This is a genomic window from Sphingobium sp. EM0848 (genome assembly GCF_013375555.1).
GTDB lineage: Bacteria > Pseudomonadota > Alphaproteobacteria > Sphingomonadales > Sphingomonadaceae > Sphingobium.
The window spans coordinates 1181050-1193107 of sequence record NZ_JABXWB010000005.1 but is presented as its reverse complement, the minus strand read 5'-3'; the positions used below and the strand labels follow the sequence as shown (position 1 = coordinate 1193107).

Annotated in this window: 12 protein-coding genes; 8 read left to right on the top strand and 4 right to left on the bottom strand. The window is 62.5% G+C overall.

Annotation, left to right across the window (positions count from 1 at the left end; genetic code table 11):
* The first annotated feature begins 77 nt into the window (after positions 1 to 77).
* From HUK73_RS23550 to HUK73_RS23540, 3 genes are all read left to right on the top strand, one after another.
* Entirely contained in the window at positions 78 to 554 is a 477-nt protein-coding gene (locus HUK73_RS23550; protein ID WP_176594198.1) for an Lrp/AsnC family transcriptional regulator, read from the top strand.
* Positions 555 to 746: 192 nt separating this feature from the next.
* Positions 747 to 1763, top strand: a complete 1017-nt coding sequence (locus tag HUK73_RS23545) for a VOC family protein (RefSeq protein ID WP_176594197.1) — start codon at positions 747 to 749, stop codon at positions 1761 to 1763.
* Between the two features lie 35 nt (positions 1764 to 1798).
* A complete protein-coding gene (locus HUK73_RS23540) occupies positions 1799 to 2989 on the top strand; it encodes an acyl-CoA dehydrogenase family protein (RefSeq protein WP_176594196.1) in 1191 nt (396 codons plus the stop codon).
* A 124-nt stretch (positions 2990 to 3113) separates the two neighbouring features.
* On the opposite strand, the gene HUK73_RS23535 is transcribed toward HUK73_RS23540, so the two are convergent.
* Genes HUK73_RS23535 through HUK73_RS23525 form a run of 3 tightly spaced genes read right to left on the bottom strand, consistent with a single transcriptional unit; the run spans position 3114 to position 5819 of the window.
* Positions 3114 to 3848 (bottom strand): SDR family oxidoreductase, encoded by a 735-nt coding sequence (locus HUK73_RS23535; RefSeq protein ID WP_176594195.1) that lies wholly within the window; start codon positions 3846 to 3848, stop codon positions 3114 to 3116.
* Between the two features lie 4 nt (positions 3849 to 3852).
* Entirely contained in the window at positions 3853 to 4890 is a 1038-nt protein-coding gene (locus HUK73_RS23530) for an SMP-30/gluconolactonase/LRE family protein (RefSeq protein ID WP_176594194.1), read from the bottom strand.
* A complete protein-coding gene (locus HUK73_RS23525; protein WP_176594193.1) occupies positions 4884 to 5819 on the bottom strand; it encodes a 3-keto-5-aminohexanoate cleavage protein in 936 nt (311 codons plus the stop codon). The genes HUK73_RS23530 and HUK73_RS23525 overlap by 7 nt, the downstream gene beginning before the upstream one ends.
* Positions 5820 to 6104: 285 nt before the next feature.
* On the opposite strand from HUK73_RS23525, the gene HUK73_RS23520 reads away from it, so the two are divergent.
* From HUK73_RS23520 to HUK73_RS23500, 5 genes are all read left to right on the top strand, one after another.
* Positions 6105 to 6881 carry an SDR family oxidoreductase gene (locus HUK73_RS23520; protein WP_176594192.1) on the top strand — a complete coding sequence of 259 codons (777 nt, stop codon included), beginning with the start codon at positions 6105 to 6107 and terminating at the stop codon, positions 6879 to 6881.
* 53 nt (positions 6882 to 6934) lie between these two features.
* Positions 6935 to 7813 carry an SDR family NAD(P)-dependent oxidoreductase gene (locus tag HUK73_RS23515; protein WP_176594191.1) on the top strand — a complete coding sequence of 293 codons (879 nt, stop codon included), beginning with the start codon at positions 6935 to 6937 and terminating at the stop codon, positions 7811 to 7813.
* Positions 7810 to 8991, top strand: coding sequence for a beta-ketothiolase BktB (gene bktB, locus HUK73_RS23510; protein ID WP_176594190.1), 1182 nt, complete (start codon positions 7810 to 7812; stop codon positions 8989 to 8991). Before HUK73_RS23515 ends, bktB begins: the two co-directional genes overlap by 4 nt.
* Before the next feature lie 33 nt (positions 8992 to 9024).
* On the top strand, positions 9025 to 10089 hold the full coding sequence (locus tag HUK73_RS23505; RefSeq protein ID WP_176594189.1) for an amidohydrolase family protein: 1065 nt from the start codon (positions 9025 to 9027) through the stop codon (positions 10087 to 10089).
* Between the two features lie 83 nt (positions 10090 to 10172).
* Positions 10173 to 11180 (top strand): LysR substrate-binding domain-containing protein, encoded by a 1008-nt coding sequence (locus HUK73_RS23500; protein ID WP_176594188.1) that lies wholly within the window; start codon positions 10173 to 10175, stop codon positions 11178 to 11180.
* On the opposite strand, the gene HUK73_RS23495 is transcribed toward HUK73_RS23500, so the two are convergent.
* The gene (locus tag HUK73_RS23495) at positions 11109 to 11936 is read right to left on the bottom strand and encodes an SDR family oxidoreductase (protein WP_255326518.1); all 828 of its coding nucleotides are present in this window, start codon (positions 11934 to 11936) and stop codon (positions 11109 to 11111) included. The two genes, HUK73_RS23500 and HUK73_RS23495, sit on opposite strands and share 72 nt — an antisense overlap.
* Positions 11937 to 12058 lie beyond the last annotated feature (122 nt).

Below are 12058 nucleotides of genomic sequence, written 5' to 3'. Positions count from 1 at the left end.
TTGCAAAAACATGCGCCATATGCTTCATGATTGACAGATTATGCTCAATTCAAACGCACAAAAGGCACATTCTTCCAATGATGAAGATAGACGATCTGGACCGGAAGATTCTGGCCGAACTTCAGGACAATGGCCGCATGACCAATCAGGAACTGTCGGAGCGGGTCGGCCTGTCCCCCAGCCCCTGCCTGCGCCGCCTGAAACAGCTGGAGGCGGACAAGGTCATCACCCGCTATGTCGCGTTGGTTGACCCCGACAGTGTGGGACTGGGCGTCACCGCCTTTGTACGGATCAGGCTTGACCGGCAGGATGATCGGCAACTTACCATTTTCGAAGAAGCCGTCGCCGGATTTCCCGAGGTCATGGAATGCTACCTCATGACTGGAGATGCCGATTATCAACTCCGCGTCCTGGTCGACGATCTGCGGGCTTTCGAAGATTTCCTGCGCTACAAGCTGACCCGCATCGCAGGCGTGTCGCAACTGACCACCAGCTTTGCCCTGCGCCCCGTCGTCTACAAGACCGCCCTGCCGCTCAACGCGCCCGGGCAATAGGACAGGCAGCGCCGATTTGATCCGGCTTCGGCGGTATATCTCCCCGCGCAATGGGTCCGATAGCCACTAGTTATTTCCGCGAAGCAAAACATGCCTCTAGCGTCGGATGACGGAGTCCGCCGGATGGGCGGGCCACAAACGGCATCGGGCCGATGGCCATCGACTCCAGCCGGAACAGGAAGAGGACCGATAATGGCAATCATCGGAATTGAGCGGCTGATCTATTGTGTCGAAGATGTCGAAAAGAGCGCGCAGTTCTTCGAGGATTTCGGCCTGAGCCCGCAAGAACGTACCCCCGATTCAGCGCGTTTCCAGTTACCCGACAATTCACGCGTCTATTTTCGTTCGCTGGCAACCCATCCCGTACCGGGTTCGCGCGTCGTCGGGCAAGGTGTGCATGAATTGATATGGGGCGTCGATAGCGCCGACAATCTCGAAAAGCTGGTCACAGGCATCGCCACCGACCGCGAGGTTCGTCGCGACGAAGAAGGCATAGCCCATTTCGTCACCGATGAGGGCATCGCAATGGGCCTGCGTCACTGGTCCGAAAAGCGCCTGGTGTTCGCCCCGACCGATCCGGTCAATTCTCCGGGCAATATTCGCCGCATGAATGCGCATCGCCGCTGGATCGCGCGGGCCTTTCCCAAGGGGATCAGCCATATCGGCCTGCTGTCCCCCGATCTGGAAGGACTGGTAAATTTCCTCCAGACCCGGCTCAATTTCCGACTGAGTGATCGCCAGCGCCATTTTGCCGTCTATTGCCGCGCCGATGGCGTAACCGACCATCATAATATCGCGCTCCTCAACGCCAATGCGGGCCTGCCCGGCATGGATGGCCAGCTTCGCTTCCACCACGCCAATTTCGCGGTGACGGACCTCGACGAAATCATGGCCGGGAAAAATTATATCGAACGGCGCGGCTGGCCGAAATCGGATCTGGGCATCGGCCGCCATCGCATCGCATCGGCGCTGTTCTGCTACTTCCCCTGCCCGGCTGGCGGCGAAGCCGAATATGGCGCCGATTCCGACGCATTGGACGACGGCTGGATACCGCGTGATTTCGATCCGATGTTCGGCCTGGCCCATTGGATGCATGATCTGCCGGAATGGTGGGACGGGGCCGATTGGGACGTGCGCTTCGCCGAAGGCTCCGCCCCGTCCAAGGGAAGCGTGCAGCGCCGTCCCAACCTCGCCGCCGCCGAGGACTGACCTCAACATCTCTTTGAAGGAAATGGATGCCGGTCATGGTCAATCCTCCCCAGAATCTCGCCACGCTCAGCCCGCCGGGCAATATTCCTACGCCCGCGCAATGTGTCGACCTCGCCTATGATCTCGCCGGGGACATAGCCCGTTATGTCGAGGAGACCGAGCGGGACCGGCGCGTGCCCCGCGCCGCCGTCGATGCACTGGTCGCTTCCGGACTGATGCCGCTGGTGCGGCCCGCGCGCTATGGCGGCTATGAACTGGGCTGGATGGCCTTCACCGACGCGCTGGTTCCGCTGGCGGCGCAATCCGGCTCACTCGCCTGGGTGCTGGGCTTCATTCTGCACCATCAATGGGCGCTCGCTTTCTTCCCCAAAGAGGCGCAGGATGAGGTCTACAGCCAGGCCAGCGATCCCCGTATCGCGTCGATGTTCGCCCCCTGCGGACGGGCAGAGCCGGTCCCCGGCGGGCTGCGGCTTTCGGGCGAATGGTCCTTCTCTTCCGGTGTCGACAATTGCGACTGGGTGATCCTATCAGGGTTTGTCGGCAAGGGCGACGGCGTGCCGCGCGCCAATCACTGGTTCCTGCTGAAGCCCGGCCAGTTCGAGGTGAAGGATGTTTGGCACAGCGTCGGTCTCGCCGGAAGCGGATCGAACAATGTGCTGGTGAAGGATGCGTTGATCGAAGACGCCTATACGCTGGACATCGCCGGCTATGGGATCGGCGATGTCGGCACGGCGGTCAGCGGCCACACCCATCCCCTGTTCAGCAGCCCGCCGATGGGCCAGTTCCCCTATGGGCTGATCGGCCCCATGTATGCGATCGCACGCGCCTTGCAGGAAGCGATCACCGGCTTCAACCGCACGCGCGAAGGGCTGTTGGTGCCCGGCCGCCTCGCGGACGATCCCTATCTGCAATCGGGCGTGGGCGAAGCCGAAGCCGAGATCACGGCCGTCCATGCGCTGATGGAGCGTTTCGACGAGTTGATCCTAAGGGGCGGGATGAAGACGCCCGATGCGATCCTGCGCTGTCGCGGGGCGATGGGCTTTGCCGCCAAAACGCTCACGCGGGCGGGCGAACGCCTATTCTATCAGGCTGGCGGACGAGGCCTCGACACACGCAATGCGATCAGTCGGCACTGGCGCGACCTGCATGCGGTCACCAATCATGGTGCGCTCAAATATGACAGCATGTTCCAGGGACTGGGACAATATCTCCTGTCCCCGCGCTGATCGCATTGGAAGGTTACATATGAATATCCGGCCGCTTTCCTTAGGAAAGCGGCCGGATATTCATATTGGGACTGATGATTGGTGGCGTTCTCCTGACAACTGTCCCCAGACGAACTGCCGGACCTCAGCCGTTTAGCTGTGCGAGTATCCCTGCCAGCTCTTCTCGGCTAGCGGTGCGGAATTTCTCGGACATGTCATAGCCAATCTCCAACTCTCCAGCGGCGAGGCGATCAACCACTGCCTTGACGAAGATATCGACCGGCACACCCGCGACATGGAGTCCCTGCCCACCCAGCCCGGTATTGACCATTGGCGGAATAATCTCCGCCACCTTCACCCTGGTACCACGCAGATCGTCGCGCAGCGCGATGGTGAAGCTGTGCAGCGCCGCCTTGGTCGCGGCATAGACCGGCGCGAAGGTCACCGGCAGGAAGGCCAGCCCAGAACTCACATTGACGATTGCCGCACCGGGACAAGCGAGGAAATGAGGCAGGAACAACGCCGCCAGATGCACCGGCGCCTCGAAATTGATCGCTATTTCCTGCGCACGCTCCGTCCAATCGGCAGCGTCCGCATGAAATTTTGCGCGACGCTGGATGCCTGCATTGTTGACCAGCATGTCGAGGTCCGGCAGCCGAGCCAGTGCATCGGCCAGCAGCGCATCACGCCCCGCCGCTGTCGCGACATCGGCGCGCACGGGTATCAGACCCGGCGTCTCCCTTACAACCTCGCCCAGACGCGCTTCATCGCGCCCGCAGATGATGACCCTGTTACCCTTGGCGTGCAGCGCGCGGGCAAGCGCCAGCCCTATGCCTGCGCCGCCGCCGGTGACGAGAATATTCCTGCCTGACAGGTCCATGATATTACCAGTGCACCATCGGCAGGCCCGCCACCGGCGAGCGGAAGGCGGGCAGCCTGTTACCACGCAGGCTGCCAAGATAGACAGTTGAAAGGTCCGGCCCGCCGAAGGTGATGCTCGCCATCCATGGCGCCAACGTGCCGCCGCATTGCATCATCGTTTCGAACTTCACTATATTACCGCTTGCAAATTCGGCTTCGAAAGCCGCCGTCGCCTGCGCATTGCCATCGTCGAGAAGCGTCAGCACCTCGCCATCGGGGGTAATGGCGATCAGCCGGTCGGCCAGGATCATTGCCGCCCAGAGATTGCCATAGGCGTCGAAGCAGATGCCGTCGACCACCCCGCTACCCAGATTGTCCGGCCCGAATATCTCGCGGTCGATCAGCGATCCGTCGGGCTGGACCCGCAGACGCGACACGCGCTTGGCAGTCGTTTCCGCGACATAGAGCCACTCCTCCTTCACATCGAGCCGGATCTCATTGGTAAAGGCGAAGCCGTCTGCGACGATACGAAACCCCTTTTCGTCAAGCAGGGCGATATAGCCATCGGCCAGCCCCAGACGCGTGGCGTCGCTCCACGGATTGACCATCGTGGAAATCGTCACCCAGATGCGGTCCTTGCTGTCGCGCAACACGAAATTGACCTTACCCAGCGGCTTGCCGTCGATGCTGTCGGCCAGCACCCGGGTTTCTCCGCTGCGGGTCATACGTTCCAGCCGGTCGTTACCGAAATTGGAGATCAATATGTCGCCGTTGCGCGCAAAGGCGAGACCATTGGGCAATGTGCCGAACAGCAGGCTCTGCGCCGCATCGCCGGACAGGTCGAAATGGCCGTCCACCTCCTGCGTGATAAGCTGCTGCTTGCCATCAGGCGCGATGCGCATCAGCCCGCCCCGCGCGTCGGCCGACCAGAGCGTGCCATCACGCTCGGCAAGGATGCATTCGGGGCGTTGCAAATCCTTGCCGACGAAATGGATGTCGGCGGGATCGACGGTGAAGCCCTTGAGCGGATTGGGGCCGCGTCCCTCACGGATCATCACCATGACGTTGCCCCCACATCGGTCGATCCCTTGAGTTGCAGCATCCGCCGCGCGTCCTCAGGCGTCGCGATCTCCAGCGAGAGCGCCTCCAATATGGTGCGGATCTTCGTCACCTGCTCGGCATTGCTCTTCGCCAACTGGCGCGGCTCGCCCCATAGCGAATCCTCAAGACCCACACGGACATTGCCGCCCAGAGCCGCCGATATCGTCGACAACGGCATCTGGTTGCGCCCGGCACCCAGCACGGACCAGACATAATCGTCCGGGCCGAAAAGCCGGTCGGCGGTGCGCTTCATCATCGCCACATCCTCATAATGCGCGCCGATGCCGCCCCGGATGCCGAACACGGTCTGGAGGAAGATCGGCCCGGTCAAAAGGCCCCTGTCCCGGAAATGGGCGGCGGTGTAGAGATGGCTGACATCATAGCATTCGATCTCGAACCGCGTTCCCTGATCACCGCAGCTACGCAGAATGTGCTCGATATCGCGATAGCTATTGCGGAAGATATTCTGATCCGAATGACGCAGGAAAGGGTCTTCCCATGCATGTTGGAACGTCTTGAACCGGTCCAGCATCTCATAAAGCACGAAGTTCATCGACCCCATGTTCAGCGAGGCGATCTCCGGCTTGAAGGTCAAAGCGGGACGCAACCGTTCTTCTATGGTCATGGTCGCCGCGCCGCCCGTGGTGATGTTGATCACCGCGCCGCATTCCTGCGCGATACGTGGCAGGAAACGGGAGAAAAGCGCCGGGTCCTGGCTCGGCTCGCCGGTTTCCGGGTTGCGGGCATGCAGATGGACGATCGCCGCTCCGGCCTGCGCCGCGCCGATCGCAGCATCGGCAATCTCGTCGGGCGTCTTGGGCAAATAAGGCGACATGGACGGCGTATGAACCGATCCCGTCACTGCGCATGTGATGATGACTTTCCGCACAAACCCTCTCCTTGAATATCGACGGGAGCCGCCGCCTCGCGGGGCGATTTTCAGGAAGGGAGTGTAGGGAGGGGCTATCGCGGCGGAAAAATCGAGAGATGTTATGGGTCCTATCGCCCTCGCCTATGTTCCCGCGGGCAGCAGATATGGCTGGCGGTTATGCATCCAATCATGATTGGCGATTTTCCTCTCTCTGCCCTTGGGACTAGCAAGACAGGCTAAAGCCAAAAAGGGAGGAACGGAGCAGATGACCAGTAGAACCGACCGGCCATGGGGCAGGGAAATATGAGCCTGACCCGATTGTTCGACCTGAGCGGCAGGGTAGCGGTCGTCACCGGCGCATCGCGCGGGCTGGGATTGCAGATCGCCGAGGCGTTGGGCGAATATGGCGCGAAGCTGGCGCTGGTGGCGCGCAAGGCGACCGATCTTGACGGCGCCGTTGCCCGCCTTGCCGCCCTTGGGGTGGAGGCGCTGCCCTTCCCCGCCGATCTCGGCGCGCCGGGCGCCGCCGAAGCATTGGTAACGGCGGTGCGCGAAACCTATGGCCGTATCGACATTCTCGTCAACAATGCGGGCGCAACATGGGGCGCCCCAGCCGAAACCTATCCGGAGGACGGGTGGGACAAGGTGATCCACCTCAATGTCACCGCCCTCTTCCGCCTGACGCAGGCGGTGGGCCGCGACTGTTTCCTACCGCAAGGCAAGGGCGCGGTGATCAATATCGCCTCCATCGAAGGACTGATGGGCCATCACTGGTCGCGTCCCGGAACCATAGCCTATAACGCCTCCAAGGGCGCGGTGGTGAACATAACCCGCGCGCTGGCCGCCGAATGGGGGCCGCGCGGCGTGCGCGTCAATGCCATCGCACCGGGCTATTTCCCGTCGAAGATGACCTATGCCGTACTCGATGCCCATGGCGATACCCTTGCCGGCCAGACCCCGCTCGGCAAACTCGGCGGCGAGGAGGATATGAAGGGCGCTGCGTTGCTCTTTGCTTCGGACGCGGGCGGGCATATCACCGGCCAGATTCTCGCCGTCGATGGCGGCTTCACCATCATCTGATCCCAAAAAGCTGACGCCTGCGCCGGATATGCGGCGCGACCAGGAGAAATTCCATGACCTTGTCCCTTTCCCCCCTTACCGCCATCGTCACTGGAGCAGGGGGGGGCCTTGGCCGCTCGCATGCGCTGGCACTCGCCCGCCACGGCGCGCGGGCGGTGGTGAACGATCTGTCGGAGGAGGCCGCCACCCGTGTCGCGAAGGAGATCACCGCCGCGGGAGGCGAGGCCATGCCTTTTGCCGCCAATGTCACGGACGAAACGGCCGTCGCCGCGATGGTCACGGCCACGACCGACCGCTGGGGTTCCGTCGATATCCTCGTCAACAATGCGGGCATCCTGCGCGACAAGAGCTTCGCCAAGATGGACCTCGCCGATTTCCGGCTGGTACTGGAGATCCACCTGATGGGGGCAGCGATCTGCGCCAAGGCGGTGTGGGACCAGATGCGCACGCAGGGTTTTGGGCGAATCGTCTTCACCACATCATCTTCAGGCCTTTACGGCAATTTCGGCCAGTCCAACTATGGCGCAGCGAAAATGGGGTTGGTGGGCCTGATGCAGACGCTAGCACTAGAGGGCGAGCGTTACGGCATCCACGTCAACTGCCTTGCGCCCAGCGCCGCGACAGGCATGACCGAGACGATCTTTTCCGACGATGATTTCGCCCGGCTGTCGCCCGATCTGGTGAGCCCGGCGGTGGTGGCGCTGTGCGGCCGGGACGCGCCGACGCGTCGCATCCTGCTCGCCGGAGCGGGCAGCTTCGAACAGGCGAACATCACCATGACGCGGGGCATATATCTGGGCGAAGGCGAAGATGTGGCCACCGCCCTTGCCGATCGTCTCGACCAGGTTGCCGACCGCGATGGCGAAGTCATCCCGGCAACCGGCTTCGATCAGTTCCAGTGGGAAATCCGCAAGTCCGGCGTGACGGCATGACCGGCGTCTATATCGTTTCCGCCGTCCGTACCGCGATCGGCACTTTCGGCGGCAGCCTCAGCGGCTTTCGCCCGGCGGAACTCGGCGGCCTTGTCGCCGCCGAAGCGATCCGGCGCAGCGGGCTGGAAGCCGGCGCCATCGGCCATAGCATCTTCGGTCAGGTGATCCCGACCGAACCCGCGGATGCCTATGTCGCGCGAGTGGCGGCGATGCACGCGGGCGTTCCCGAAAATGCGCCCGCACTCACCGTCAACCGGCTGTGCGGTTCCGGTCTACAAGCGATTGTCTCGGCTGCGCAGGGCCTGATGCTCGGCGATTATGAAGCGGCGTTGGCCGGCGGCACGGAAGTGATGAGCCGCGCCGCCTTCTTCGCCCCGGCGGTGCGCTGGGGACAGAAAATGGGCGATTGCGCATTAGTGGACGGGCTGAACGGCGCGCTGACCGATCCCTTCGACAAGGTGCTGATGGGCATTACGGCGGAAAATGTTGCCAACCGCTACGGCATCTCGCGCGAGGAACAGGATGCGCTGGCGCTCACCAGCCAACAGCGCGCCGCCGCCGCCATTGCCGAGGGTCGTTTTCGCGAACAAATCCTGCCCATAGAGTTGATGGTGAAGCGCAAGCCCGCGCTGTTCGATATCGACGAACATGTCCGTCATGATGCCAGCCCCGAAAGCCTTGCCAGCCTGAAACCGATCTTCCGGAAGGAGAAGGGCACGGTGACCGCCGGCAATGCGTCCGGCATCAATGACGGCGCCGCCGCGCTGATCCTCGCCAGCGAGGCCATGGTGAAACGGAAGGGCCTGACGCCGCTGGCGCGGCTTGTCTCCTATGGCCATGCGGGTGTGCCGCCGTCGCTGATGGGCATCGGCCCGGTGCCCGCCAGCCGCATTGCACTGAAACGTGCCGGTCTAAAGACAAAAGACATCGACGTGATTGAGGCCAATGAAGCCTTCGCCGCGCAGGCCTGCGCCGTGGCAAGGGAACTGGACCTCGACCCGGCACGGGTCAATCCCAATGGCAGCGGCATTTCGCTCGGCCATCCGGTGGGCGCGACCGGCGCAATCATCGCCGCCAAATTGATCCACGAGCTGCATCGCAGCGGCGGCCGCCATGGCCTGGCCACCATGTGCATCGGCGGCGGACAAGGCATCGCCGCGATTTTCGAGAGACTCTGAAAGATCATCATAACCGCGAGAGGAAGAGAAACCATGTTCGGATGTCTGCGCTGCGCGCTGTCACGGCGCGCGATGATGGGAGGGTTCGCCGCCGCGGCCGCAGGGGCCGCGCTGGCCCCCAGGGTCCGGGCGGCCACGGGGGGAACCGATGGCGCAGCTTGGAAGGCTATCGACTTCCACACCCATATGTTCGATCCCGCCCTCCCCAATCTCATCACCGGCGCGCTGACCAGCACTCATGTCGACACCTGGCTGAAAGCGATGAAATCGCCCGAGGAGCATGTCCGCCATATGGACCGCCATGGCACAGGCAGCCATGTCGTCGGCTATTCCAACGCGACCCATGGCATCAGTTGGGGCGATGCCGCGCATGACCTGAAGCTCTACCGCGCTACCAACGATCGCATCGCGGGCGATTGGGTGGCGGCGCATCCCGGTCGCTTCCATGGCGCCTTCAGCCTACCGATGCAGGATGTCGGACTGGCGATGGGGGAACTCGTCCGCTGCGTGACCCAGCTGGGCATGCGGGTGCTGCAGCTTTCCTCCTGCACGCCCGACGGGGTCTATTTCGGCGACCGCCGCTTCGACCCGATGTGGGAAGCGGTCCAGCATCATGGCCTTGTCGTGTTCATCCACCCGCATGGGCAGGACAATCGCCCGCCCTTCGACGATTTCGCGCTCAGCAATTCAGCCGGACAGGGCGTGGAGGAGATCAAGGTCATGGCCTCGATCATCTACAATGGCGTGTTCGACCGCTTCCCCGGAGTCAAGATCGTGATCGCGCATGGCGGCGGCTTCCTGCCCCATTATTACGGGCGGCTCGATCGCAACGCCGTCGAACGCCCGCAGACCATGCGCAACATCCACCGCATGCCGAGCAGTTATCTCAAGGATTTCCATTATGACAGCTGCGTCTACAGCCCGGAAATCCTGGCAGCGCTGATCCGCATCGTCGGGGTGGACCGCATCGTGCTCGGATCCGATTTTCCGGTGGGCGAGGAGGACGGTCTTGCCGAATTGCGCAAGACGCCCGGCCTTACATCGGCGATGGTCGACAGGATCGCTCATGGCACCCCCTCTCAGCTGCTGGGTATATAGGGCTTATCAGAAGGGGCGTTAAGCTGTTAGGCTCGGAACGCCGCGGCAGACGGCACGAATGAACAACGGGCGGGAGAGTTGCCTTGCACCTTAAGGGGCTGGACCTCAATTTACTGATCGCGCTCGATGCGCTGCTGAGCGAGCATAATGTCACGCGCGCGGCGGAGCGGGTGCATATCTCTCAGCCGGGCATGAGCGCGGCGCTGCAAAAACTGCGCTGGCATTTCAAGGACGAACTGCTCGAACGCATCGGCCGCAAGCTGGAACTGACTCCGCGCGCCCGCGCACTGGTAGACCCGGTGCGCGATGTGCTCCATCGGGCGAGGGCGCTGACCGCCGCCGATCAGGACTTCGATCCCTCGACCGCCGAACGCCTTTTCCGTCTGGGCGGATCGTCGCTCTGCAGTGAATTGCTGGCGCTGCCGCTAGCCCAGCGCTTGATGCGCGAGGCGCCCGGCATCCGCTTCCAGTTCGACGATCTTCTCGCCGATACGCTGACGCGCCTGTTTGAGGGCGGACTCGATTGCGCGATCACCGTTACCCAGATGCTGGCGCTCGATCCGACCTGCCTCGACCGATCATTTAGCGAACGGCCGCTGTTCACCGACCGACTGGTCATCGCCGTGGCGAAAGACAATCCTCTGGTGGAGGAAAGTCTCAGCTATGAGCAATTCTGCTCGCTTCCCTATATCGAGACGCGGTTCGGCAGCCATTCCACCTCCATCGCCGAACAGATATTGCGGCGGCAGAGCCGGAGGCCAGTCACCCGTTTCTGGTTTCCGAGCTTCCACCAGTCGCTGAACGCCGTGGCGCAGACCGACATGATCACCATCGCTCCATCCCTGCTGGTCGAGCGCTATGGTCAGACGCTGCCACTGCGCAGCATGGAAGCGCCGCTGGAACTGCCTTCCCTTCCGGAACGGCTGTTCTGGCACCCCCGCAATGATTTCGACCCCGGCCATCGCTGGTTCCGTGACCTTGTAACGCAGGTGACTGCTGAGGTGGTGGGAGTCAATGATCTAGCGCCCGCCGGAACGGGCGATCTGGAGGCGGGCAAAGTCGAGGAAGGTGCCGGGCTCCCGACCCAATAGCCAGCGCAGCACATTGGCGTTCCCGTTGAGCCCGAAGCGGTCATAATAGAGGAACAGCCGCTCGATCGCGCTCGCGGTCCAGTCGATCGACACCGCGTCCGACGCCAGAACCGGCGCCAGCATCTGCACCAGCCGGTCGAGTGGAATCCGCACCGGGAGGACCTCCCGTCCCGCAAGCCGGGTCAGCATCATGCTCATCTCCATACCGGTCAGATGCTGCGGCCCGCACAGGTCATAGGTGGCATAATCATGCCCTTCCTCGGTCGCGACCCTTGCGACCACCTCGCCCACATCGGCCATGTCGACAAAACCCAGCGATTGTTCGACCGAATAGGTCAGTTGCATGCGCCCGGTCTCTATTGCCGCCGCAACGTCGATATTCTGGAAATAATGCATCGGTCGCAGAATGGTGAAGGGCAGGCCCGAACCGATCAGATAATCTTCCACCGCCAGCTTGGCGCGATGGTTCATCAGATATTCGATCTGGGGATGGATCACCGAAATATAGATGAAATGGCCGATCCCGGCACGGCGGGCGGCATCGACGGCGAACTGGCCCATCGCCACCTCCTTGTCCTGCAGGGCAGGCGCGACATGGATCACGGTAGCGGCTTCCTCCATGCCTTCCGCAAGCGCCTCAATATCGAGCATACTGCCCTCGATCACCTCGCTGGCACCCCGCGCTGCCATCGCCACCGGATCGAGCGAACGGCCATAAGCGCGGAACGCCGCCCCGCGCGCCTGCAACGCGTCCATGACAGCGCCCTGTGTGCGACTGCCTGCACAATTAAGGAAAATTGGGCCGCCTGTCATATGTGCCTCCTCCGACGTGGAGGGGTTTCCAGCCCCCTCCATCCTTACCTGCCCATGCTCTAGGC